Annotated in this window: 21 protein-coding genes; 8 read left to right on the top strand and 13 right to left on the bottom strand. The window is 75.0% G+C overall.

Features of this window, described 5'->3' with window-relative positions; translation table 11 throughout:
- Positions 1-9 precede the first annotated feature (9 nt).
- Positions 10-1377: a copper resistance D family protein gene (locus tag O2W17_RS20290; RefSeq protein ID WP_269194266.1), complete on the top strand. Its 1368-nt coding sequence runs from the start codon at positions 10-12 to the stop codon at positions 1375-1377.
- A 37-nt stretch (positions 1378-1414) separates the two neighbouring features.
- Here O2W17_RS20290 and metH read toward each other — a convergent pair whose 3' ends face one another.
- On the bottom strand, positions 1415-5215 hold the full coding sequence (metH, locus tag O2W17_RS20285; RefSeq protein WP_269194265.1) for a methionine synthase: 3801 nt from the start codon (positions 5213-5215) through the stop codon (positions 1415-1417).
- A 209-nt stretch (positions 5216-5424) separates the two neighbouring features.
- Between metH and O2W17_RS20280 the strand changes: the two genes are divergently transcribed.
- Positions 5425-6294, top strand: a complete 870-nt coding sequence (locus O2W17_RS20280; protein ID WP_269194264.1) for a PAC2 family protein — start codon at positions 5425-5427, stop codon at positions 6292-6294.
- Between the two features lie 9 nt (positions 6295-6303).
- Here O2W17_RS20280 and O2W17_RS20275 read toward each other — a convergent pair whose 3' ends face one another.
- Genes O2W17_RS20275 through mshC form a run of 3 tightly spaced genes read right to left on the bottom strand, consistent with a single transcriptional unit; the run spans position 6304 to position 9043 of the window.
- Positions 6304-6681 (bottom strand): hypothetical protein, encoded by a 378-nt coding sequence (locus tag O2W17_RS20275; protein WP_269194263.1) that lies wholly within the window; start codon positions 6679-6681, stop codon positions 6304-6306.
- Positions 6682-6740: 59 nt separating this feature from the next.
- The gene (locus O2W17_RS20270) at positions 6741-7793 is read right to left on the bottom strand and encodes an HD domain-containing protein (RefSeq protein WP_269194262.1); all 1053 of its coding nucleotides are present in this window, start codon (positions 7791-7793) and stop codon (positions 6741-6743) included.
- Positions 7793-9043, bottom strand: coding sequence for a cysteine--1-D-myo-inosityl 2-amino-2-deoxy-alpha-D-glucopyranoside ligase (gene mshC / locus O2W17_RS20265; protein ID WP_269194261.1), 1251 nt, complete (start codon positions 9041-9043; stop codon positions 7793-7795). The genes O2W17_RS20270 and mshC overlap by 1 nt, the downstream gene beginning before the upstream one ends.
- 104 nt (positions 9044-9147) lie before the next feature.
- Between mshC and O2W17_RS20260 the strand changes: the two genes are divergently transcribed.
- Complete coding sequence (locus tag O2W17_RS20260; RefSeq protein ID WP_269194260.1) at positions 9148-9864, top strand: maleylpyruvate isomerase family mycothiol-dependent enzyme; 717 nt, start codon at positions 9148-9150, stop codon at positions 9862-9864.
- A gap of 1 nt (position 9865) precedes the next feature.
- On the opposite strand, the gene O2W17_RS20255 is transcribed toward O2W17_RS20260, so the two are convergent.
- From O2W17_RS20255 to O2W17_RS20235, 5 genes are all read right to left on the bottom strand, one after another.
- Positions 9866-10312, bottom strand: a complete 447-nt coding sequence (locus O2W17_RS20255; RefSeq protein ID WP_269194259.1) for an SRPBCC domain-containing protein — start codon at positions 10310-10312, stop codon at positions 9866-9868.
- Positions 10309-10695, bottom strand: coding sequence for a VOC family protein (locus tag O2W17_RS20250; RefSeq protein ID WP_269194258.1), 387 nt, complete (start codon positions 10693-10695; stop codon positions 10309-10311). Before O2W17_RS20250 ends, O2W17_RS20255 begins: the two co-directional genes overlap by 4 nt.
- Positions 10696-10865: 170 nt before the next feature.
- Positions 10866-11615 (bottom strand): SCO1664 family protein, encoded by a 750-nt coding sequence (locus tag O2W17_RS20245; protein WP_269194257.1) that lies wholly within the window; start codon positions 11613-11615, stop codon positions 10866-10868.
- A gap of 14 nt (positions 11616-11629) precedes the next feature.
- Entirely contained in the window at positions 11630-12181 is a 552-nt protein-coding gene (locus tag O2W17_RS20240; RefSeq protein ID WP_269194256.1) for a DUF3090 family protein, read from the bottom strand.
- Positions 12182-12238: 57 nt separating this feature from the next.
- Entirely contained in the window at positions 12239-12937 is a 699-nt protein-coding gene (locus O2W17_RS20235; protein WP_269194255.1) for a histidine phosphatase family protein, read from the bottom strand.
- Between the two features lie 176 nt (positions 12938-13113).
- On the opposite strand from O2W17_RS20235, the gene O2W17_RS20230 reads away from it, so the two are divergent.
- Positions 13114-14682 (top strand): AMIN-like domain-containing (lipo)protein, encoded by a 1569-nt coding sequence (locus tag O2W17_RS20230; protein WP_269194254.1) that lies wholly within the window; start codon positions 13114-13116, stop codon positions 14680-14682.
- 61 nt (positions 14683-14743) lie between these two features.
- Here O2W17_RS20230 and O2W17_RS20225 read toward each other — a convergent pair whose 3' ends face one another.
- On the bottom strand, positions 14744-15610 hold the full coding sequence (locus tag O2W17_RS20225; protein WP_269194253.1) for an undecaprenyl-diphosphate phosphatase: 867 nt from the start codon (positions 15608-15610) through the stop codon (positions 14744-14746).
- A 161-nt stretch (positions 15611-15771) separates the two neighbouring features.
- On the opposite strand from O2W17_RS20225, the gene O2W17_RS20220 reads away from it, so the two are divergent.
- Together O2W17_RS20220 and O2W17_RS20215 are read left to right on the top strand one after the other, a co-directional pair.
- Complete coding sequence (locus O2W17_RS20220) at positions 15772-16752, top strand: aldo/keto reductase (protein WP_269194252.1); 981 nt, start codon at positions 15772-15774, stop codon at positions 16750-16752.
- On the top strand, positions 16749-18698 hold the full coding sequence (locus O2W17_RS20215; protein WP_269194251.1) for an AAA family ATPase: 1950 nt from the start codon (positions 16749-16751) through the stop codon (positions 18696-18698). The genes O2W17_RS20220 and O2W17_RS20215 overlap by 4 nt, the downstream gene beginning before the upstream one ends.
- A 2-nt stretch (positions 18699-18700) precedes the next feature.
- Here the strand turns inward: O2W17_RS20215 and O2W17_RS20210 are convergent, their stop codons facing one another.
- From O2W17_RS20210 to O2W17_RS20200, 3 genes are all read right to left on the bottom strand, one after another.
- The gene (locus O2W17_RS20210; protein ID WP_269194250.1) at positions 18701-19435 is read right to left on the bottom strand and encodes a DUF2470 domain-containing protein; all 735 of its coding nucleotides are present in this window, start codon (positions 19433-19435) and stop codon (positions 18701-18703) included.
- A gap of 62 nt (positions 19436-19497) precedes the next feature.
- Positions 19498-19818 carry a hypothetical protein gene (locus O2W17_RS20205; protein ID WP_269194249.1) on the bottom strand — a complete coding sequence of 107 codons (321 nt, stop codon included), beginning with the start codon at positions 19816-19818 and terminating at the stop codon, positions 19498-19500.
- Between the two features lie 102 nt (positions 19819-19920).
- Positions 19921-20193 (bottom strand): hypothetical protein, encoded by a 273-nt coding sequence (locus tag O2W17_RS20200; protein ID WP_269194248.1) that lies wholly within the window; start codon positions 20191-20193, stop codon positions 19921-19923.
- 132 nt (positions 20194-20325) lie between these two features.
- On the opposite strand from O2W17_RS20200, the gene O2W17_RS20195 reads away from it, so the two are divergent.
- Positions 20326-20529 carry a DUF5703 family protein gene (locus O2W17_RS20195; RefSeq protein ID WP_269194247.1) on the top strand — a complete coding sequence of 68 codons (204 nt, stop codon included), beginning with the start codon at positions 20326-20328 and terminating at the stop codon, positions 20527-20529.
- A gap of 47 nt (positions 20530-20576) precedes the next feature.
- Positions 20577-21203: a maleylpyruvate isomerase family mycothiol-dependent enzyme gene (locus O2W17_RS20190; protein ID WP_269194246.1), complete on the top strand. Its 627-nt coding sequence runs from the start codon at positions 20577-20579 to the stop codon at positions 21201-21203.
- Positions 21204-21205: the final 2 nt, after the last annotated feature.

Genomic DNA, 21205 nt, shown 5'->3' with positions numbered 1-21205 from the left:
GCCGGGACCGTGACCTCTGGACGGCCGGCACCCGCCCGGGACCGGACGCCGCGGGCCGGACAGGCGCCGTGGCGCGCGCTCGCGCTCACCGGCGGGGGCCTGGCCGCGCTGCTCGCCGGCGCGCTGGTGGTCGGGGGCGGGGAGCCGGCCGCCCCGTCCGGGCTCGCCGGCGCGGGCCCGCTCGTCGAGTCGGGGCTGCCCCTGGTGACGCTCGCCGGCCGGATCGCCGCCGTCGGCACGGTGGGCACGCTGCTGCTCGCCGCCGTCCTGCTGCCCGGCCCGGCCGGGCTGCCCGCGGAGTCGCGGCGGGCGCTGCGGGCGGCGTCCGCCTGGGCGCTGGCCTGGACGGCGGCCACCGCGCTGGGCGCGCTGCTCACGGTCAGCCGGCTGGTCGGCACCGCACCCACGTCGCTGACCTGGGAGTCGCTCCGCATCTTCGCCGGGGACACCGGGGCCGGTCGTGCGGCCGTGCTGGGCGTGGCGCTCAGCGGCCTGGTCGCCGTCGCTGCCCGCCGCTGCACCGGAGCGCCCGCCGCGGGCCTGCTGCTGGTCGTATCGCTGTCGGCGCTCGTCGTCCCGGTGGTGCTCAGCGGGCACTCCGCCGCGGCGGAGGACCACGTGCTCGCGGTCACGACGCTCGGCGTCCACGTCGTCGCCGCCACCGTGTGGGTCGGGGGCCTGCTCGCCCTCCTGGTCCTCGGCCGCCGCGGGACGGTGTCGGCCGGGGCCGCGGACCGGTACAGCCGGGTGGCGCTGGCCTGCTTCCTGGCCACAGCCGTCTCGGGTGTGCTCGCCGCGGTGCTGGTGCTGGGTGGCACCGGGGCGGTGCTCGCCGCGCTGGGCACCGGCTACGGCACGCTGCTGCTGGCCAAGACCGCCGGGCTGACCGTGCTGGGCGTGCTCGGCCTGCACCACCGCCGGCTGACCCTGCCCCGGCTGCGCGCGGGCGACGGCCGCGACTTCCGCCGGTTCGCTGCCGGGGAGGTGGTGCTCCTGCTCGCGACGGTGACGCTGGCCGTCGCGCTCGCGGCCTCCCCGCCCCCGATGGCCGCGCACGCCGCTGCGGGGAGCACCGGCCAGGGACCGCAGGCGACGGCGGCCGACCCGATGGCCGGGCACGACCACGGGGAGCTGTCGGTGGGCGTGCTGGTCGACGGGACGCGCTTCCACGTCGCCGGCCCCGTCGCCGCCGGCGCCCGGGTCACCGTGCACAACGCCGGCGAGGCGGAGGTGACGCTCACCGCGGCCGACGGCTCGTTCGACGTCGTCGTCCCCAGCGGGACGCTGACGACCTTCCTGGCGCCCCAGGAGCCGGGGGAGCACCGGTTCACCAGCCGGCACTCGGCCGCCTTCGCCGACGTGCTCGTCGTCGAGTGACCCGGCCGGCCCCCGACGCGGGGCCGGCCGGGTCCGGCTACTCGTCCTCGGTGCGGTAGCCCAGGTTCGGCGAGAGCCACCGCTCCGCCTCGTCGACCGTCCAGCCCTTGCGCTGCGCGTAGTCCTCGACCTGGTCGCGGCCGACCCGGCCGAGGACGAAGTAGCGCGACTCGGGGTGGGAGAAGTACAGCCCGCTGACCGCGGCGCCGGGCCACATCGCCATGCTCTCGGTGAGCTCGATGCCGGTGGCCGCCTCGACGTCCAGCAGCTCCCAGATGGTCAGCTTCTCGGTGTGCTCGGGGCACGCCGGGTAGCCCGGCGCCGGGCGGATGCCGGCGTACTTCTCGGCGATCAGCGCCTCGGCGTCCAGTCGCTCGCCGGCGGCGTAGCCCCAGAACTCGGTGCGCACCCGCTCGTGCAGCCGCTCGGCGAACGCCTCGGCCAGCCGATCGGCCAGTGCCTCCAGCAGGATGGCGCTGTAGTCGTCGTTGTCCTTCTTGAACGCCGCCACCCGCTCGGCCGACCCGATGCCCGCCGTCACCGCGAAGGCGCCGACGTAGTCGCGCAGCCCGGTCTCGGCCGGGGCGACGAAGTCGGCCAGCGACTTGCGCGGCGAGCCGTCGCGGCCCTCCGTCTGCTGGCGCAGCTGGTGCAGGGTCGTCCGGACCTCGGTGCGGGACTCGTCGGTGTAGACGGCGATGTCGTCGCCGTCGACCTGGTTGGCCGGGAAGAGCCCGAACACCCCGCTGGCGCGCAGCCACCGCTCACCGATGATCCGGTCGAGCATCGCCTGGGCGTCCTCGTACAGCCGCCGGGCGGTCTCGCCGGTCGTCGGGTTGTGCAGGATGTCCGGGAACCGGCCGCGCATCTCCCAGGCGTTGAAGAACGGCTGCCAGTCGATGTAGCCGCGCAGCTCCTCGAGCGGGTAGTCCGGCAGCGTCTTCACGAACTGGGTGGCCCGGTCGTGCAGGTGGTCGCAGCCGGGGCCGGCGCAGACGTCCTTGGCCTGCTGCAGCAGCATCCGCGGACGGGGCGGCGAGTAGCCCGCCCAGTCGATCGGCGGAGCCGCGGCGCGCGCGACCCCGATCGGCAGCAGCGAGCGGCTGTCCTGCCGGGCGGCGTGCCGCTCGCGCAGCGCGGCGTAGTCGGCGTCGGTCTCGGCGAGCAGCTTCGGGCGCTGCTCGTCCGACAGCAGCGCGGCGACCACCGGCACCGAGCGGGAGGCGTCCTTGACCCAGATGACCGGCCCGGAGTACTTCTGCGCCACCTTCACCGCCGTGTGCGCCCGGGAGGTGGTGGCGCCGCCGATCAGCAACGGGATCTCGAAGCCCTGCCGCTCCATCTCGGAGGCCAGGGTGACCATCTCGTCCAGCGACGGCGTGATGAGCCCGGACAGCCCGATGATGTCGGCGCCCTCGGCCTCGGCGGCGTCCAGGATCTTCTGCCCGGGCACCATCACGCCGAGGTCGACGACGTCGTAGTTGTTGCACTGCAGGACGACGCCGACGATGTTCTTGCCGATGTCGTGGACGTCGCCCTTCACGGTGGCCATGACGACCTTGCCGTTGCTGCGCTCGGCATCGCCGGGCTGCTTCTCGGCCTCGATGAACGGGATCAGGTAGGCGACGGCCTTCTTCATCACCCGAGCGGACTTGACCACCTGGGGCAGGAACATCTTCCCGGCGCCGAACAGGTCGCCGACGACGTTCATGCCGGACATCAGCGGACCCTCGATCACCTCGATCGGCCGGCCGCCGCGGGCGCTGATCTCCTGCCGCAGCTCCTCGGTGTCGTCCTCGACGAAGCCGTCGATGCCCTTCACCAGCGCGTGGGTGATCCGCTCCCCCACCGGCAGCGACCGCCACTCCTCGGTGGCGACCTCCCGGGCCGCGCCGTCGCCCGCGTAGTCGCCGGCGATCTCCAGCAGCCGCTCGGTGGCGTCCGGCCGCCGGTTGAGGACGACGTCCTCGATGCGCTCCCGCAGCTCGGCCGGCACCTCGTCGTAGACCTCGAGGGCCCCGGCGTTGACGATGCCCATGTCCATGCCGGCGCGGACGGCGTGGAAGAGGAAGACCGCGTGGATGGCCTCGCGGACGCGGTTGTTGCCGCGGAAGGAGAACGAGACGTTGGAGACGCCGCCGGAGACCAGCGCGCCCGGCAGGTTCGACTTGATCCAGCGGGTCGCCTCGATGTAGTCGAGGCCGTAGTTCGCGTGCTCCTCGATGCCCGTGGCGACGGCGAAGACGTTCGGGTCGAAGATGATGTCCTCGGCCGGGAAGCCCACCTGCCCGGTGAGGATGTCGTAGGCCCGGCGGCAGATCTGCGTGCGCCGCTCGAGGTCGTCGGCCTGCCCGTCCTCGTCGAAGGCCATGACGACCACGGCGGCGCCGTACTTGCGGCACAGCTGCGCCTCGCGGACGAACTCCTCCTCGCCGTTCTTCAGCGAGATCGAGTTGACGATCGGCTTGCCCTGCACGCACTTGAGCCCGGCCTCGATGACCGCCCACTTCGACGAGTCGATCATCGTCGGCACCCGGCTGATGTCGGGCTCGGCGGCGATCAGCTTGGTGAAGCGGTCCATCGCCTCGACGCCGTCGATCATCCCCTCGTCCATGTTGACGTCGATGACCTGAGCGCCGGCCTCGACCTGCTGGCGGGCGACGGCGAGGGCGGCCGGGTAGTCGCCGGCCTTGATCAGGTTCCGGAAGCGCGCCGAACCGGTGATGTTGGTGCGCTCGCCGACGTTCACGAAGAGGCTGTCCTCGGTGACGGCGAGCGGCTCCAGGCCCGACAGCCGCAGCGCGGGACGGTGCTCGGCCGGCGTGCGCGGGGTGCTGCCCCCGACGGCCCGGGCGATGGCGGCGATGTGCGCCGGCGTGGTGCCGCAGCAGCCGCCGACCAGGTTGACGAAGCCGCTCTCGGCGAACTCGGCGACGATCGCCGCGGTCTCCTCGGGCGACTCGTCGTACTCGCCGAAGGCGTTGGGCAGGCCGGCGTTCGGGTAGCAGGAGACGAAGGTGTCGGCGACCCGCGAGATCTCGGCGATGTAGGGCCGCATCTCCTTGGCGCCGAGCGCGCAGTTCAGCCCGACGAGCAGCGGCTTCACGTGCCGGACCGAGTACCAGAAGGCCTCGGTGACCTGGCCCGACAGCGTGCGGCCCGAGGCGTCGGTGATGGTGCCGGAGATGAACACCGGCCAGCGGCGGTCGCGCTGCTCGAACAGCGTCTCCAGCGCGAAGATCGCCGCCTTGGCGTTGAGCGTGTCGAAGATCGTCTCGATCAGCAGCGCGTCCGCGCCGCCGTCGACCAGGCCGCCGGCCTGCTCCAGGTAGGCCGCGACGAGCTGGTCGAAGGTGACGTTGCGCGCGCCGGGGTCGTTGACGTCGGGCGAGATGGACGCCGTCCGGCTGGTCGGGCCGATGGCGCCGACGACGAAGCGCGGCTTCTCCGGCGTGCGCTCGGTCATCGCGTCGCACTCGCGGCGGGCCAGCCGGGCCGAGGCGACGTTGAGCTCGTAGGCGAGCTCCTCCATTCCGTAGTCGGACAGCGAGATCGTCGTGGCGTTGAAGGTGTTGGTCTCGATCAGGTCGGCGCCGGCCTCGAGGTACTCGCGGTGGATGCCGGCGATCAGCTCGGGCCGGGTGAGGCTGAGCAGGTCGTTGTTGCCCTGCACGTCGCTCGGCCAGTCGGCGAAGCGCTCCCCGCGGTAGCCGGCCTCGTCGGGGCGGTCCCGCTGGATCGCCGTCCCCATCGCGCCGTCGAGCACCAGGATGCGCTGCTCCAGCAGAGCGGTGAGCTGCGCGGTGGCGTCGGGACGGACGGAGGGGGATGCGGGCACGGGCTTCCTCGCGGTTCGATCTGGGCGCTGGCCGAGCTGGGTGCTGGCCGCACCCGCGGCGCCCGGACCGGGCACCGGGGGCGTCGACAGCAGCAACGTCAGGACCATGGTCTCATTCCGCGGCTGCCCGCCCGGGTGGATGACGGCGGTCACCCGGATGCGTGGTGCGCACCGGGGTCCGGCGGCCGGATCGACGTAGGCTGACAGAGGTGACCAGTCCCCACTCCAGCTCCGACGACCTGCCGCAGCTCACCGACCCGGTGGTCGTGGTCGCGTTCGAGGGCTGGAACGACGCCGGTGACGCCGCCACGGGGGCGGTCGAGCACCTGGAGCTGATCTGGGACGCCAAGCCGCTGGCCGCCCTGGACCCCGAGGACTACTACGACTTCCAGGTCAACCGGCCGACGGTCTCCCTGGTCGACGGCGTCAGCCGGCGCGTCGAATGGCCGACGACGCGCATCTCGGTGGCGCACCCCGAGGGCCTGGGGCGGGACGTCGTGCTCATCCGCGGCATCGAGCCCAACATGCGCTGGCGCAGCTTCTGCGAGGAGCTGATCGACATCCTCGAGGAGCTCGACGTCTCGATCGTCGTCGCCCTCGGTGCCCTGCTCGCCGACACGCCGCACACCCGGCCGACCCCGGTGACCGGCTCGGCCTACGACGGCGAGTCGGCCCGGGCCCACGGGCTGGAGACCTCCCGGTACGAGGGGCCCACCGGCATCCTGGGCGTGTTCCAGGACGCGTGCGTGCAGGCCGGGCTGCCGGCGATCAGCTTCTGGGCGGCCGTGCCGCACTACGTGTCGCAGCCGCCGTCGCCGCGCGCGACCGTGGCGCTGCTGCAGCGGGTGGAGGAGGTCCTGGAGACCACCGTGCCGCTGGGCGTCCTGCCGCAGCAGGCCGACGAGTGGGTGCAGACCGTCGACGAGATGGCCAGCGAGGACGCCGAGGTGGTCGAGTACGTCCGGTCCCTCGAGGAGCGGGCCACGGAGGTCGACCTCTCGCAGGCCAACGGGGACCAGATCGCCCGGGAGTTCGAAAGGTATCTGCGCCGCCGCGGCGGCTCCGCCGGCGGCGCCTGAGCCGTCCGCTCAGCTCCCCGCGACGAACGCCCGCGCCTCCCGCAGGTAGGCCAGGCAGGCCTCCTCGTCGGGGTCCGGGATGGTGACCCACTCCCGCATGGGGCGTCCCGGCCGGGGTGAGCACGGCTCACCCGAACCGCCGGCGATCAGCTCGGCGACGCGGTCGGCCGGCAGCTTGACGACCAGTTCGTCCGCCGAGGCGAAGCCGTAGAACCTGCCGCCCGCCTTCAGCCCCGGCGCGTGCAGCATCCGGCCCTGCTCGTCGCCGGGGTGCTCGCCGAGCATCCGGTCCGCAGCGGCGGCGAACGCGGACGTGCGGTCGGTCGGGAGGCGCTGCGTCATGCCGGTGCCCTTCGTCGCCAGGTGCCCACCCCGGGCCGGGGTCATCGAAGCAGGACGCGGCCGCGCGCGGGGAGGTCCGCGCCGCGGTGGCGGTGCGGGTTCGGTCAGCCGGCGCGCAGCAGCGGGCGCATCTGCGCCGCGGTGTCGGTGCCGAACAGCCGGTCGTGGGTGGCGAGGGCGAACCGGTCGGTCATGCCGGATACGTGGTCGACGACCTGGGTCAGCGGGTCGGCTTCGGTGTCGCGGTAGGAGGCCGGGATGAGCTCGGGGTGGGCCAGGTGGTGGTCGACCAGCCGGCGGATGACGTCGACGGCCAGGTGCTTCTGCCCCGCGGCGACGTCGGAGGCGTACACGCGGGCGAACATGAAGTCGCGCAGCTCGTGCATCGCCTGCAGCGCCTCGGCGTCCATGACCACCGCGCCGGCGGCGTTGGCCGGGGACAGCGACCCGGCGACGACGGCGTCGATCATCGCGCCCACCATCGCGCTGCCGGGCTGCCCGAAGACGGCGACGGCGCGCGCCGGCAGGTCGGCCGCGCGGATGACCCCCGCCCGGACGGCGTCCAGCGCGTCGTGGGACAGGTAGCCGATGCGGTCGGCGTACCGCACGCACTCGGCCTCCCGGGTGGCCGGCGGCGGGTCGATCTTCCAGCTGTGCGCCCGGATGCCGTCCCGGACCTCCCAGGTGAGGTTGAGGTCCTCGAGCACCTCGACGATCCGCACGCCCTGGGCGGCGTGGTGCCACCCGCCGGGCACGTAGGGGTCGAACGCCTCCTCACCGATGTGCCCGAACGGCGAGTGCCCGACGTCGTGGCCGAGCGCGATCGCCTCGGCCAGCGGCTCGTTGAGCCCGAGCGCGCGGGCCAGCGAGCGCGCCACCTGGGTGACCTGCAGCGTGTGGGTCAGCCGGGTGACGAAGTGGTCGCCGTCGGGGTTGAGGAAGACCTGCGTCTTGTGCTTGAGCCGCCGGAACGCCTTGGCGTGCAGGATCCGGTCGCGGTCCCGCTCGAAGGCCGTCCGCAGCGCGTCCTCGGCTTCGGGCCGGGCCCGCCCCCGGCTGGCCGCCGACCGGGTGGCGGCGGGCGCCAGCTGCTCCTCGGCCTGCTCGCGCGCCGCGCGGTCGGTCAGCCGGAACGGGCCGGCGGGGGCGCTGGTCATCAGGAGCCCTGCAGGTCCACGCCCAGCAGCGCGTCGACGGCGTCGCCCACCACCTGCGGCGCGTGCTCCTCGAGATCGTCGCCGCCGGCCAGCGTGCGCTCGGCCCAGGCGTCGACCACGGCGATCGCGCCGGGGCTGTCCAGGTCGTCGGCCAGCCGCTCGCGCAGCCCGTGCAGCACCGCCGCGGCCGGCGCGCCGGAGTCGTTCGAGACCGCGCGCCGCCACGTCGCCAGCCGCTCCTCGGCCCGCGTCAGCAGATCCGCCGTCCAGGCCCGGTCGGTGCGGTAGTGGCCCGACAGCAGCGCGAGCCGGATGGCCATCGGGTCCACGCCCTCGCCGCGCAACCTGGACACGAAGACCAGGTTGCCGCGGCTCTTGCTCATCTTCTCGCCGTCCAGGCCGATCATCGCCGCGTGCACGTACGCCTTGGCGAACGGCTTGGTCGCGCTGAGCGCCTCGGCGTGCACGGCGGAGAACTCGTGGTGCGGGAAGACCAGGTCGCTGCCGCCGCCCTGCACGTCGAAGCCCATGCCGATGGTGTCCAGGGCGATGGTGGCGCACTCGATGTGCCAGCCGGGGCGGCCGCGCGTCCCGCGGGGTCCGGGCCACGCGGGCTCACCGGGGCGCTCCCCGCGCCACAGCATCGGGTCCAGCCGGTTCCGCTTGCCCGCCCGCTCGGGGTCTCCCCCGCGCTCGGCGAAGAAGCCCAGCATCGTCGCCTCGTCGTAGCCGGACTCCGAGCCGAACGCCGGTGCGTGCGCCACGTCGTGGTAGACGTCGCCGGTGCCGTCGTCGAGCACGTAGGCCAGCCCGTCGTCCAGCAGCCGCTCGATGTGCGCCACGATCAGCGGGATCGACTCCACGGCGCCGACGTAGTCCTCCGGCGGCAGCACCCGCAGGGCCGTCATGTCCTCGCGGAAGAGGGCCGTCTCGCGCATCCCCAGCACGATCCAGTCCTCGTTGTCGCGGTCGGCGCGCTCGAGCAGCGGGTCGTCGATGTCGGTGACGTTCTGCACGTAGTGCACCGCGTGGCCGGCATCGCGCCAGCTGCGGTTGATCAGGTCGAAGGCCAGGTAGGTGGCCGCGTGCCCCAGGTGCGTGGCGTCGTAGGGGGTGATGCCGCAGACGTACATGCGGGCCGTCCGGTCGGGCGTGGTCGCGACGATCTCCCGCTGGGCGGTGTCGTAGACCTTGAGGACGGAGCCGGTGCCGGGCAGGGTCGGCAGCAGCGGAGCGGGCCAGGAGAGCACGGCACGAGCCTAGAGGCGGGGCCCGACGACGCCGACCGGCCGGTCCGTGCGGGTCGTCACGCCGGCGGGACGCCCCGGTCCACCCGGCCGCAGGAGGGGGAGCGATGGAGCTCGACGAGTACCTGCCGGCGCTGCGGCGGGCGGACGCCCGGTTCGCCGACGCCGCCGCGGAGGCCGTGCTCGCCTCCGGTTGGGGGGCCCGCGTGCCGGGCTGCCCGGACTGGACGCTGGCCGACCTGGTCTGGCACCTGGCCGAGGTGCAGCACTTCTGGGCGTGGATCCTGCGCACCGGCGCCGCGGACCCCTCGGCCTACGTCCGGCCCTCCCGCCGCCCCGACGACGAGCTGCTGGGCTACGGCACCGCGCGGAGCGCCGAGCTGGAGACGGCGCTGGCCGGTGCGGACGCCGGCCGGCGGGTCTGGACCTGGGCGCCGCAGCAGGACGTCGCGTTCGTGCTGCGCCGGCAGCTGCAGGAGGCCACCGTGCACACCGTCGACGTGGAGCAGGTGCTCGGTGACGTCCGGCCGATCCCCGCCGCGGTGGGGCTGGACGGGCTGGACGAGTGGCTGGGCGTCATGGTGCCCGCCGCGCTGCCCGAGGGGCCGCCCGAGCAGGCGCACCCCGTCGTCCTGCACGCCGTCGACGCCGATGCCGAGCGCACCCTGTTCCCCGGCACCCGGCCGTTCCCGATCGCGGCGCTCACCGGCACCGCCGGCGACCTGCTGCTCGCCGTCTGGCGCCGCGTACCGCTGGAGGTCCTCACCGTCGACGGCGACCCGCTCCAGGCCGCCGCCATGATCGGCCTGGTCGACCTGGAGTAGCTCAGGCCTCCACGAGCGCGGCCAGCCGGCCCAGCGCCATCCGCCAGCCGACCTCGTTGTCCTCCGGGGCCACGCCGTCCGGCACGCCCTCGTGGACGGCCAGCAGCTCGGTGCCGCCCCCGGCGTCCCGCAGCGTGATCGTCGTGGTCATCTCGCCGGCGAGCAGCGGGTCGGCCGTCTCGAACTCGTCGACCTCCACGACCAGCTCGTCGGGCACCAGCCGGGAGAACCGGGCCCGGTAGCTGTCGCTCCGCCCGGTGGTCTTGCCCCGCTGGTCCGCGGCCTCGTACGTCAACGTCACGCGGAACCCACCGTCGGCCAGCGTCTCGACGGCGCTGGTCATGCCGTCGGGCATCCGCCAACGCGCGATCGTCGCCGGGTCGGTGAGCGCCCGGTACACCGCCGGGCGTGGTGCCCGCAGCAGCGCGCTCACCCGGGTGGTGCTCACGGCCAGGTCACCGCGTGGCGGTCGAACTCGTCACCGGTCTGGACGCCCACGACGCAGAAGACGAGCCCGGCCGGGTCGAGCAGCTGCCAGAACGAGCCCATGTCCGCGTGCCGCGTGGCGCCCAGGGCTTCCAGCCGGGCGACCTCGGCGTCGACGTCGTCGGTCTCGACGTCCACGTGCCAGCGCGGCGGCGTCCCCTCACCGGTCCGCTGCACCTCGACGTGCCAGCCGTCGGCGAACGAGCCGAGCGAGGCCCACTGCTCGTCGTCCGGATCGGGTGCGGCGGTGCGGCCGGTGGCCCCGGCCCAGAAGGCGCTCCCCGCCGCGTGGTGCTCCGGCGGCAGGTCCAGCAGCAGGATCGACAACCGGCTCCGGTGGGGCATGCACCCATGGTCGCCCTCCGGGCTCCGACCGCGACCAGGTGCCGTCCCGGCCTGCACGGAGCCGTTCCTCGGCACCCGTCGAGAGGCCTCCGGCCCCGCTCCGGGCACCGACCTCGCAGGGCGGCCCCAGGTCCCGCCTCGGGGAGCCTCCGGCCCCCGCTCGGCGGAACCTAGAACGGCGGCCAGGGCAGGGCGGGCCACTCGCCGCTGGGCTCGGGGTGGCGGCCGGTGCGCAGCAGCTCGGCGACCCGGCGCTGGGTGCAGCGCACCTCGGTCCGGGTGAGGTGCTCGTGCAGCTGCTCCCCCAGCTCGTCGCGCAGCTCGTCGGCCAGCCGCTCCAGCACGGCGACCGCCTCGGCGGGGAGGGGCGTGCCCGCCCAGCGCCAGAGCAGCGTCCGCAGCTTGGGGTCGACGGAGAAGCAGATGCCGTGGTCGACGCCGTACACGTGGCCGTCGGGCATGGGGATGATGTGCCCGCCCTTGCGGTCGGCGTTGTTCACCACGGCGTCGAACACGGCCATGCGGCGCAGCGCGGGGTCGTCGCGGCGGACGAAGGCGGCGAGGTCGACGTCCGGGTCGCCGTCCATCCAGAGCTGGACCATGCCGGGGCCGAACGGGCCCTCCCGCAGCACGGTCGGGGGGACGACCTGCCAGCCGGTCGCCTCGGAGACCAGGTACGCCGAGATCTCCCGGCCGGCGAGCGTGCCGTCGGGGAAGTCCCAGAGCGGCCGCTCCCCCGCGACGGGCTTGTAGACGCACTCGGCGGCGAGGGTGTCCGTGCGGATGGCGCCGACGAGCGTCACGTTGGACGCGTCGAGCATCCGGCCCTCGACGTCGATGACTCCCTCGGTGAGCAGCTGATTGGCCTCGGCGTCGTCGGCGGGCGGGCGGAGGTCGGGATCGACGGGCTGCTCGCTCATCGAGGGGCCGCCGCTCAGCGGCGGTAGCCGTTCTGCCGCGGGCACACGTGCCCCACCGGTTCCAGCGGCAGCGAGCACAGCGGGCAGGAGGGCCGGCCTGCCGCGACCACCCGGAGGGCGCGCGCCACGAACGCCCGCGCGGCCATCGGCGTGATCGTCACCCGCAACGCGTCGGGGCCCTCGTCGCTGTCGGAGAGGATGGCGTCCTCGTCGATGGGCTCCTCGCCGGCGGCGACGGCCTCGACCACGACCGCCTCGGCGGTGCCGTCCCAGGCCAGGCCCATGGCGGCGACCCGGAACTCCTCCTCGACCGGCGCGGTGAGCGGCTCCAGGTCGTCGACGTCGGCCTCGGCCGGGATCACCGAGTCGGCCCGGTTGCTGACCTCGTCGAGCAGCTCGTTCATCCGGTCGGCCAGCACCTGCACCTGGGTCTTCTCCAGCGCCACGCTGACCGTGCGGCCGGCGTCGTCGGAGGCCTGCAGGTAGAACGTGCGGTCCCCGGGCTGACCCACCGTTCCTGCGACGAAGCGGCTGGGGCGATCGAAGAGATGGACCTGGCGGGGCACGCGCCCAGGTTACGCGGGGCCGCCGACGAGCCGGGGAGGCGAGGCGGCGTCACCGGCTCAGGCGGGTGCGCCGGCTCCGCCGCCCACGACGGCGTCGGAGGAGGTCTTGCGCCGGCGGCCCTTGCGCGGCGGCGGTAGAAGGGCCGAGACGTCGCCCCCGGTGTCGTTGACCCGGGCGACGAACGGCCGGGTGTCGGTGTAGGAGACCACCGAGATCGACGCCGGGTCGACGACGATCCGCTGGAACTGGTCCAGGTGCAGGCCGAGCGCGTCGGCCAGGATCGCCTTGATGACGTCGCCGTGGCTGCACGCCAGCCACACCGCGTCCGGGCCGAGCCGGGCGTTCCACTCCCGCACCGCGGCCACGGCGCGGGCCTGCGTCTGGGCCAGCCCCTCCCCCTCCGCCCCGGGGAACACGGCCGCGGACGGGTGCTGCTGCACGACCTTCCACAGCGGTTCCTTGACCAGCTCCTTGATGCTGCGGCCGGTCCAGTCGCCGTAGCGGGCCTCGCCCAGCCGGTCGTCGGTCTGCGGCTCCAGCTCCCGGCCGGCGACGACGGCGCCGACGGTCTGCCGGCAGCGCTCCAGGGGGCTGCTGACGACGGCGGCCAGCGGCACCTTGGCCAGCCGCTCCCCCACCGCCTGCACCTGCGCCTGACCGGTCTCGTCCAGCTGGACGCCGGGGGTCCAGCCGGCGAGCACGCCGCCGGTGTTGGCGGTCGTCCGGCCGTGCCGGAGCAGGATCACGGTGGTCACGGGGCGAGCGTAGGCGGTGGTCCGTCCCCGGTCCCCGGCCCGGCTCCGACCCCGGCCGACCCGGGCGGCGCCCGGTGCACGTGACGATCCGGTGACACCGGGCCGAGCCGAGTTCACGGGCGCAGGGCGCGGGCAGGGCCAGGAACCCGGACCCCGAGACCGGAAGCGAGATCGTGATGATGCGACTGCTCCTCGCCGGGTTGGGCGCCAGCACGCTGCTGGTGACCACCGGCTCCCCGACGGCCCCAGCACCGAGCGTCCTCCCGACCGGGCCCCATCCGACCGGCGCCCTCCGGACGGCCGACCAGCCGCTGCCCCCGGTCGGCGATCCCGGCACGGGGACGGTGGAGGACGGGGACTTCCCCGCCGGCGGCGCCCCGGCCCACCTCACCGACGTGCGCGCCGCCGGGCACGAGACCTTCGACCGGTTCGTCCTGGAGTTCGAGGGCGACGAGGTCCCGAGCTACCGGGTCGGCTACGTCGAGCCGCCGATCACCGAGGACGGCTCCGGCCGGGAGATCGAGGTGGCCGGCTCGGCCTTCCTGGAGGTGCGGGTGAGCCCGGCCAGCGGCGTCGACCTGTCCGGGGAGCAGCCCCGGGAGACGTATCCGGGGCGCGACCAGCTCACCGCGCCCGGCGGGCAGGTGATCACCGAGGCGGTCCGGACCGGCGACTTCGAGTCGATGCTCGCCTGGACGGTCGGCCTGGAGGAGCGGGTGCCCTTCGGCGTCACCACGCTCCCCGATCCGGCCCGCCTGGTCGTCGACGTCCTGCACCGGCCCGGCGGGGACGGCGGCTCCGGCGGTGGCCTCGAGCCGGTCGGGCCGGGCGGCACCGCCGACGTCGACGTCGAGGCCACCGGCTCACCGGTCGTGCTGACCGACGTCCGGCTCGGCGCCCACGACGGCTTCGACCGGATCGTCTTCGAGCTGGCCGGGGAGGGCGAGGCCGGCTACGGGGTCGGCTACACCGGGGACCCGCGCAGCCAGGGCTCCGGGCAGCCGGTGCAGGTCCCCGGCGACGCCGCCCTGGGCATCACGCTGACCAACCTGCTGCTCCCGGGCGACGCCCCCGAGGGCGTCCGGCCGTGGGACGGCCGGGAGCAGCTGGAGATCGCCGGGACGAGCACGCTGCAGGCGCTCGTCGCCGACACCCTCTTCGAGGGGCGGTACTCCTTCTTCGCCGGCCTGGACCAGCGCCGCCCCTTCGCCGTCACCCGGCTGTCGGATCCGCAGCGGATCGTGGTCGACGTGCTCGACCGGGAGCCGGGCACCGGCATCTCCCTGGGCGGGACGTGCACCAGCCCGGCCGGGTACGCCGTCGACCACCCCTCGGGCTGGTCGGTCAACGCCGGCGAGACCGTGCCGGCCTGCAGCCGGTTCTCCCCGCAGGACTTCGACGTCCCCGACGCCACCGACGTGCGCGTGGCCGCGATCGCCTTCTCGGTCGAGTCGGTGGCCTTCGACCGGGTGACCCAGGAGCAGCCCGGGGAGCAGGCGCGCCGCGAGCTGACCGTGGACGGCCGGGAGGCGGTGCGGATCGAGCGCACCGCCACCGGGCAGGGCCTCTGGCCCGAGGGCACGCCCTCGACCCGGTACGCCGTCCGGCTCCCGGACGGCGCGGACGGCTCCCGCACGCTGGTCGCCGACACCGTCGGCCTGCCGCGCTTCGACTACCAGGGCAACGCCGCGGTGCTCGACGCGATGATCGGGACGCTGGACCTCGACGCCGGCACGGAGGGCTGAGCCCCTGGGCCCGTGGCGCCCAGGAGCCCGTCCGGCTCCGGGGCGCCACGGCCCGCACCGGTCAGCGCGGCGTGGGCGAAGGGCTGATCTCGGTCGAGCCCACCGGGTCGAGGACGCCCGCGAAGACCAGCACGAGGATGAGCAGCCCCAGCACGATCCGGTAGACGACGAACGGGGTGAAGTCGCCCCGGTCCAGGTAGCGCAGCAGCCAGGCGATCACGGTGAGCCCGACGCCGAAGGCGATGACCGTGGCCAGGATCGTCGGCCCCCAGGAGATGGCCCGCCCCTCGACGTCGCCGCCCAGCGACTCGTAGACCTGGAAGAAGCCCGAACCCAGGACGGCGGGGACGGCGAGCAGGAACGAGTAGCGGGCCGCGGCCGACCGGGAGTAGCCGAGGAAGAGGCCCATGGTGATGGTGCCGCCGGAGCGGGACACCCCGGGGACGAGCGCCATCGCCTGCGCGAACCCGAAGGCGATGCCGTGGCCGACGGTCAGCTCCCGGAGCTCGCGCTGCTTGGTGCCGACGCGGTCGGCCCAGTACAGGATGAACGAGAAGAGGATCAGCGCGACGGCGACGATCCGCAGGTCGCGCAGCGTCGTCTCGATGGAGTCCTGGAACAGCAGCCCGAGGACGACGATCGGCAGGGTGCCGACGATGATCAGCCACCCCATGCGGGCGTCGGGATCACCCTTCCGGCGGCCGGCCAGGGACTGCAGCCAGGCGACGATGATCCGCCAGATGTCGTGCCGGAAGTACAGGAGGACGGCGGCCTCGGTGCCGATCTGGGTGATGGCGGTGAACGCCGCGCCCGGGTCCTCCCAGCCGAAGGCCTCCCCCACCACGCGCAGGTGGGCGCTGGAGGAGATCGGCAGGAACTCGGTGAGCCCCTGGACCAGCCCGAGGACGATCGCCTCGATCCAGCCCATCTCAGCACCCCCCGGGCAGGATGCGGGCAGCCGGGCAGGAGCGGGAGCGTTCGGGCACGGGTGCTCACCCTAGGCGTCGGGCCGCGGCCGACCGCCGCGCCGCCCCGAAGGTGTGCACGCTCCCCGGTGGCCGTCGGCCGGCGGCGGTAGGTTGGCCGGTCGTGGAGCAACGGGCGTTGGGGCGCAGCGGTCTGGTCGTGTCCCGGCTCGCGCTGGGCACGATGACGTGGGGCGGTGACACCGACGAGGACGAGGCCGCCATGCAGCTCACGGCCTTCGTCGACGCCGGCGGGACGCTGGTCGACACCGCCGACGTCTACTGCGACGGCGAGAGCGAGCGGGTCCTCGGGCACCTGCTGGCCGACGTCGTCCCGCGGTCCGACGTCGTCGTCGCCACCAAGGCGGTCGGGCGCACCGGGCCGGGGCCGATGGGCCGCGGGGCCTCCCGGGGGCACCTGATCTCGGCGCTGGACGCCTCCCTGGAGCGCCTCGGGCTGGACTACGTCGACCTCTGGCAGCTGCACGCGTGGGACGAGACGACCCCGCTCGAGGAGACCCTCGCCGCCTGCGACCTCGCCGTCGCCTCCGGCCGGGCCCGCTACATCGGCGTCAGCAACTTCACCGGCTGGCAGACCGCGCAGGCCGCCACCTGGCAGCGGGCGTGGCCGGGCCGCACCCCGCTGGTGAGCACCCAGGTGGAGTACTCGCTGCTGCAGCGCGGGGTCGAGCGGGAAGTCGTGCCCGCCGCCGAGGCGCTGGGCCTGGGGGTGCTCCCGTGGTCGCCGCTGGGCCGCGGGCTCCTCACCGGCAAGTACCGGCACAGCACCCCCACGGAGTCCCGCGGCGCCTCGCCCCAGTGGGAGGGCTTCATCGACGGGCTCCGATCCTCGAAGTCCGACCGCATCGTGGAGGCCGTCATCACCGCCGCCGACGGCCTGGGCACCAGCCCGCTGGCCGTGGCGCTGGCCTGGGTGCGCGACCGGCCGGGCGTCGTCGCCCCGGTGGTCGGGGCCCGCACCGCCCAGCAGCTGCAGGCCTCGCTCGACGCCGACGTCGTCCGGCTGCCCGCGGCGATCCGCACCGCGCTCGAGGACGTCTCGGCACCGCCCTTCAGCTACCCCGAGCGACGGTCGGACCGGTGACCGCCGACCCCACCACCCCCGGCCCCGACCTGGTCTTCGCCGCCTTCTGCACCGCCGGGCTGTGGCCCGGCCTCGGCAAGCGGACGGCGGCGGACCTCCCGGCCGCGGGCATCACCGGCCCCGACGACGTCACGGCCGACCGGCTGATGAAGCTGCCGCGGGTGGGCCGCCAGCGGGCCGAGCGGCTGTTCTCCAGCTTCCTGGCCGCCGCGCCCACCTACGAGGTGGTGGAGATGCTGGTGACGGCGGGGCTGCCCGCCAAGCTCGCCGCGGGCGTGGCCGACGGCCTGGGCCCCGACGCCGCGCGCCGGCTGCGCGACGACCCGTGGGCGCTGCTCGGGCTGCCCGGCGTCACGCTCGGCGACGCCGACCGGCTGGCGATCGCCGTCCTCCAGGGCGCCGACCGGCAGGACGCGCGCCGCGGCCGGGCCATCGTCGGGCTGACGCTGCGGACGGCGACCCGCGACGGGCACACCGTGCTGCCGATCGACCTCGTCGTGGCGGCGCTGCGGGCCGAGGGCATCGGCGATCCCGCCGCAGCCGTGATCGCCGCCGTCGACTCCGGGGAGGTGCTCGAGCACGAGCCCCCGCTGCCGGAGGACGACGACGCGGAGGAGCCGGCCGAGCCGGACCCCTCCCTGCGCACGCTCTCCCTCGCCCGGTTCGGCATGGCCGAGGAGGCCGTCGCCGAGGGCGTGGCCCGGCTGGCGGCCGCCGCGGAGCGGATCGCCGACCCCGCGGCGGTGCGCACGGTGGCCAAGGGCCTGGACGAGGCGCAGAAGCAGGCCGTGGCGCAGGTGCTCACGGCCGGGGTCAGCCTGCTCACCGGCGGGCCGGGCACCGGCAAGAGCCGCACGGTCGCTGCCGTGGTGAAGCTGCTGCAGGCCAAGGGCACCGACGTCGCCCTGGCCGCCCCCACCGGCCGGGCGGCCAAGCGCCTGGAGGAGCTCACCGACCACCCCGCGGTGACGGTGCACCGGCTGCTCGGCGCCCAGGGCGCCTCCGGCGGCTTCTCGCGCACCGAGGAGTGGCCGCTGGACGCCGACGTCGTCGTGGTCGACGAGGCCTCGATGCTCGACGTCGAGCTGACCGCGGCGCTGCTGGAGGCCTGCCCGGACGGCACGCACCTGCTGCTGGTGGGCGACCCGGCGCAGCTGCCCTCGATCGGTCCCGGGCACGTCCTGGGCGACCTGATCGACTCCGGGGTCGTGCCGGTGACCGAGCTCAGCACCCTGTACCGGCAGGCGGAGGGCGGGGCGATCGCCCGCCTGGCGTCGGCCGTGCGCGGCGGGGAGCTGCCGCCGGTGGACTCCCCCGACCGCGAGGTGGTCGTGGTGCCCGCCACCGGCAGCGCCGAAGCCGCCCGCCGGGTGGTGCAGCTGGTCACCGACTCCATCCCCCGGGCACTGGGCATCGAGCCGTCCGCGGTGCAGGTGGTCACCCCCGTGCACCGCGGTCCGGCCGGCACCATCGAGCTGAACAAGGCGCTCAAGGCGCAACTCAACCCCGGGGAGGGCGCCGTCTTCGGCTTCGACCCGGGCGACCGCGTGGTCGCGACCGCCAACCACCTGGACCTGGAGCCCACCGGCTTCGCCAACGGCGAGGTCGGCGTGGTCACCAAGGCCGGCGAGGGGTCTCTCGACGTCGCGTTCGCCTCCGGCCCGGTCACCGTCAACGGGCAGGCGCTGTTCGACCTGCGGCACGGCTGGGCGATCACCGTGCACCGGGCGCAGGGCTCGGAGTGGCCCGGGGTGGTGGTCGTGCTGCCGCCCGAGGCCGGCGGGATGCTGTCGCGCCCGCTGGTCTACACCGCCCTCACGCGGGCCCAGCGGCACCTGTCGATCGTGCACGCCAGCGGTGCGGCCCTGGCCCGGGCCGTCCGCGACGTCGACGTGCGGCCGCGCCGCACCCGGCTGGCGGAGCTGCTGCGCGAGATCGCCGGCTGAGCTCAGCCCCGGCGGACCCGCCCGGCGCGGGCGGCGCACAGCAGCTGCGCCACCGCCGGGCCGAGCTGGCCGGTGCAGGTGAGCGGCCGCGGGAAGGGCACCCGCACGTCGGTGTCCCCGTACGGGCCCTCGACCCGCAGCCGGAAGCCGAACCGGTCCAGCCCGAGCGGCCGGACCACGTCCCCGGGCCCGACGAACCCGGCGGGCAGCCGCCCGGCCAGCAGGTCGAGGACGTCGGCGTGGTCGGTGGCGAGGTGCCGCAGGTGGTCGGGCTCGATGCCGGCCAGCAGGTCGGGCGCGGCCGCAGCGAACTCCTGCGGGCTCACGTCGATGCCCTCCCCGCCCTCGCCGAGCACCACCTCGGCGAAGGCCAGGACGGCGGCGCGGCGGTCGGCCGGGCCGACCGGGGTCGCCCAGCCCGACAGCCAGAGCTGGGCCCGGACCGGCCGGCGCAGCGCCACCGGGGCGTGGTCGCTGATCATCACGAGGGCGGAGAGGTCCTGGTCCGGAGCCGCGCGGACGGCCGACAGCAGGTCGCCGTCGGCCGGGACGACGAGCAGCACCTGGCCGGCGCGGGTGACGGTGTGCGCGAGCAGCCGTCCGCCCTCCACACCGCGGGCGCACACGGTGGCCGCCGCGCGGGTGGCGACGGTGCGAGCGCGTTCGGCGGCGGCAGGGCGGAGCCCGTCGGCCGCGGGACGGCGCTCGGGCGCGGGGTGGCTCGGGCAGCTCGGCATGGCCCCTCCTCGATCAGTTAGGGAAGCCTGACCAGAGCGGAGGCCGATCACCAGGACGGCGGTCAGCCCCGGGACGGCGCCGTCCGGCCGGGGGCACGCTGCCGCCGCTGGGCGGAGATCCGCCCGGCGAGCACGCAGACCGCCACGGCCAGCACCACCCCGAGGACGGCGGTGATCCCGGTGCCGCGGGCCATGAGCAGCAGGAGGAGGCCCAGAGCGGCGCCCAGGAGGGCACCGCGGAGGAACCGGAGCGGGGCCGGCGACCGGTGGGGCGCCGAGCCCTGCGCCGTCGCGAGGGGGACGCCGGCGGCCCGCGCCCACCGCTCGGCGGCCGCACGCACCTCCGCGTCGGGGACGGACGTGCCGTTCGCGTCGCCGGTCATGCGCCCTCCCTCCCCGGGGTCCGCCGCCCACTCTGGCCGGTCGGCGGACCCGGAGCAGGTCGGAGGCGGGAATTCACCCGGCCGACGGACCGGCGCGCGGGGTCAGCGGAGGACGTCGTCCTCGTCGACGGGGACGTCGGCGTCCTGCTCCAGGACGTCGGCGTCGTCGGCCTCGCGGTACCCGATGGGCCCGCGCGGGGTGCCGGCCTCACCGGGCCGGGCGGCCAGCTGCTGCTCCAGCGCGTCGGCCTCCGGCACGTCGCCGGTCGGGGGCGTCGCCTCCCCGGCGCGGCCGGGGGCGGGCGGGTCGACCAGCGCCTCCTGCTCCGCGCGGTCGGCGTCGGGCACGTCGCTCGAGTAGCCGGGCTCGGTCACGTCGTCCTCCCTGGGTAGCGGGTGTGGTCGACCTCCATCGTGCCGCCCACCCGCCGACCTGGCAGGGCGGGAACGTGTGAGGGAGGCGACGAACCCGTGACCGGGCCGCGAACGGCAGGCACAATCGCGGTGATGGACACGCCCGGGGACTACGAGTTCGCGCCGCTGCGGATCCCGCCGGGTACGTCCCGGTCCGCGGCGGCGACCATGCTGAGCCTGCAGTCCGACGTCGGCGGCTGGGAGCTCGCGCGCCTGCAGCTGCACGCCGACGGCACCCGCAAGGTCATCCTGCGGCGCCGCGCGCGGCTGTCCTACCTGCCCAAGCCGGTCATCTAGGCGCACCCTCCGGCGAGCGGGGCGCCGTCGACGGCCAGGATGCCCTGGTGGGCACCTTCGCGGAGATCGCCGACGAGCGGCGCGCTCTGGCTGAGCTGATGTCGGGACTGACCGGTGAGCAGCGGGCGACGCAGAGCCTGTGCAGCCTGTGGAGCGTGCACGACGTCGTCGCACACCTGGTCGTGCCGTTGGTGGTGAGCACCCCGACGTTCGTGCGGGCCATGCTGGTGTGCCGCGGGAACTTCGACCGGGCGAACGTCCGGCTGGCCCGCGAGCAGGCACGCCGGCCCTTCGCCGAGCTCGTCGAGGTGCTGCGGGATAAGGCCGACTCGCGGTTCACCCCGCCCGGCCTGGGTCCCGAGGCGCCCCTCACCGACCTCCTGGTCCACGGCTTGGACATCCGCTGGCCCCTGGGGTTGCCGCGGGACATCCCCGAGGAGCGCGTGCGCACATCCCTGAGCTTCCTGACGGCCGCTCCTGCCGGTGGCCTCGTCGCCAAGGGCACGCTGAGCGGCTTGCGGTTCGAAGCGGACGACATCGACTGGGCGTCCGGCAGCGGTCCGTCCGTGCGCGGCAGGGCTGACGCGCTCCTGCTGGCGATCACCGGCCGCTCTGCGGCACTCGGCCACCTCAGCGGCGACGGCGTCCCGACGTTGCGCAGCCGCCTCGTCTGACT

The organism is Blastococcus sp. VKM Ac-2987, from assembly GCF_026967805.1.
Classification (GTDB): domain Bacteria; phylum Actinomycetota; class Actinomycetes; order Mycobacteriales; family Geodermatophilaceae; genus Blastococcus.
This window is presented reverse-complemented; position numbering and strand designations above follow the sequence as displayed.

Coding starts and splice junctions, on each gene's coding strand:
- O2W17_RS20275 (WP_269194263.1), bottom strand. CDS start 6,681: ATGACCCCGGCCCGGGGTGGGCACCTGGCGACGAAGGGCACCGGCATG.
- O2W17_RS20270 (WP_269194262.1), bottom strand. CDS start 7,793: ATGACCAGCGCCCCCGCCGGCCCGTTCCGGCTGACCGACCGCGCGGCG.
- O2W17_RS20260 (WP_269194260.1), top strand. CDS start 9,148: ATGGAGCTCGACGAGTACCTGCCGGCGCTGCGGCGGGCGGACGCCCGG.
- O2W17_RS20250 (WP_269194258.1), bottom strand. CDS start 10,695: ATGCCCCACCGGAGCCGGTTGTCGATCCTGCTGCTGGACCTGCCGCCG.
- O2W17_RS20245 (WP_269194257.1), bottom strand. CDS start 11,615: ATGAGCGAGCAGCCCGTCGATCCCGACCTCCGCCCGCCCGCCGACGAC.
- O2W17_RS20230 (WP_269194254.1), top strand. CDS start 13,114: ATGATGCGACTGCTCCTCGCCGGGTTGGGCGCCAGCACGCTGCTGGTG.
- O2W17_RS20225 (WP_269194253.1), bottom strand. CDS start 15,610: ATGGGCTGGATCGAGGCGATCGTCCTCGGGCTGGTCCAGGGGCTCACC.
- O2W17_RS20210 (WP_269194250.1), bottom strand. CDS start 19,435: ATGCCGAGCTGCCCGAGCCACCCCGCGCCCGAGCGCCGTCCCGCGGCC.
- O2W17_RS20205 (WP_269194249.1), bottom strand. CDS start 19,818: ATGACCGGCGACGCGAACGGCACGTCCGTCCCCGACGCGGAGGTGCGT.
- O2W17_RS20195 (WP_269194247.1), top strand. CDS start 20,326: ATGGACACGCCCGGGGACTACGAGTTCGCGCCGCTGCGGATCCCGCCG.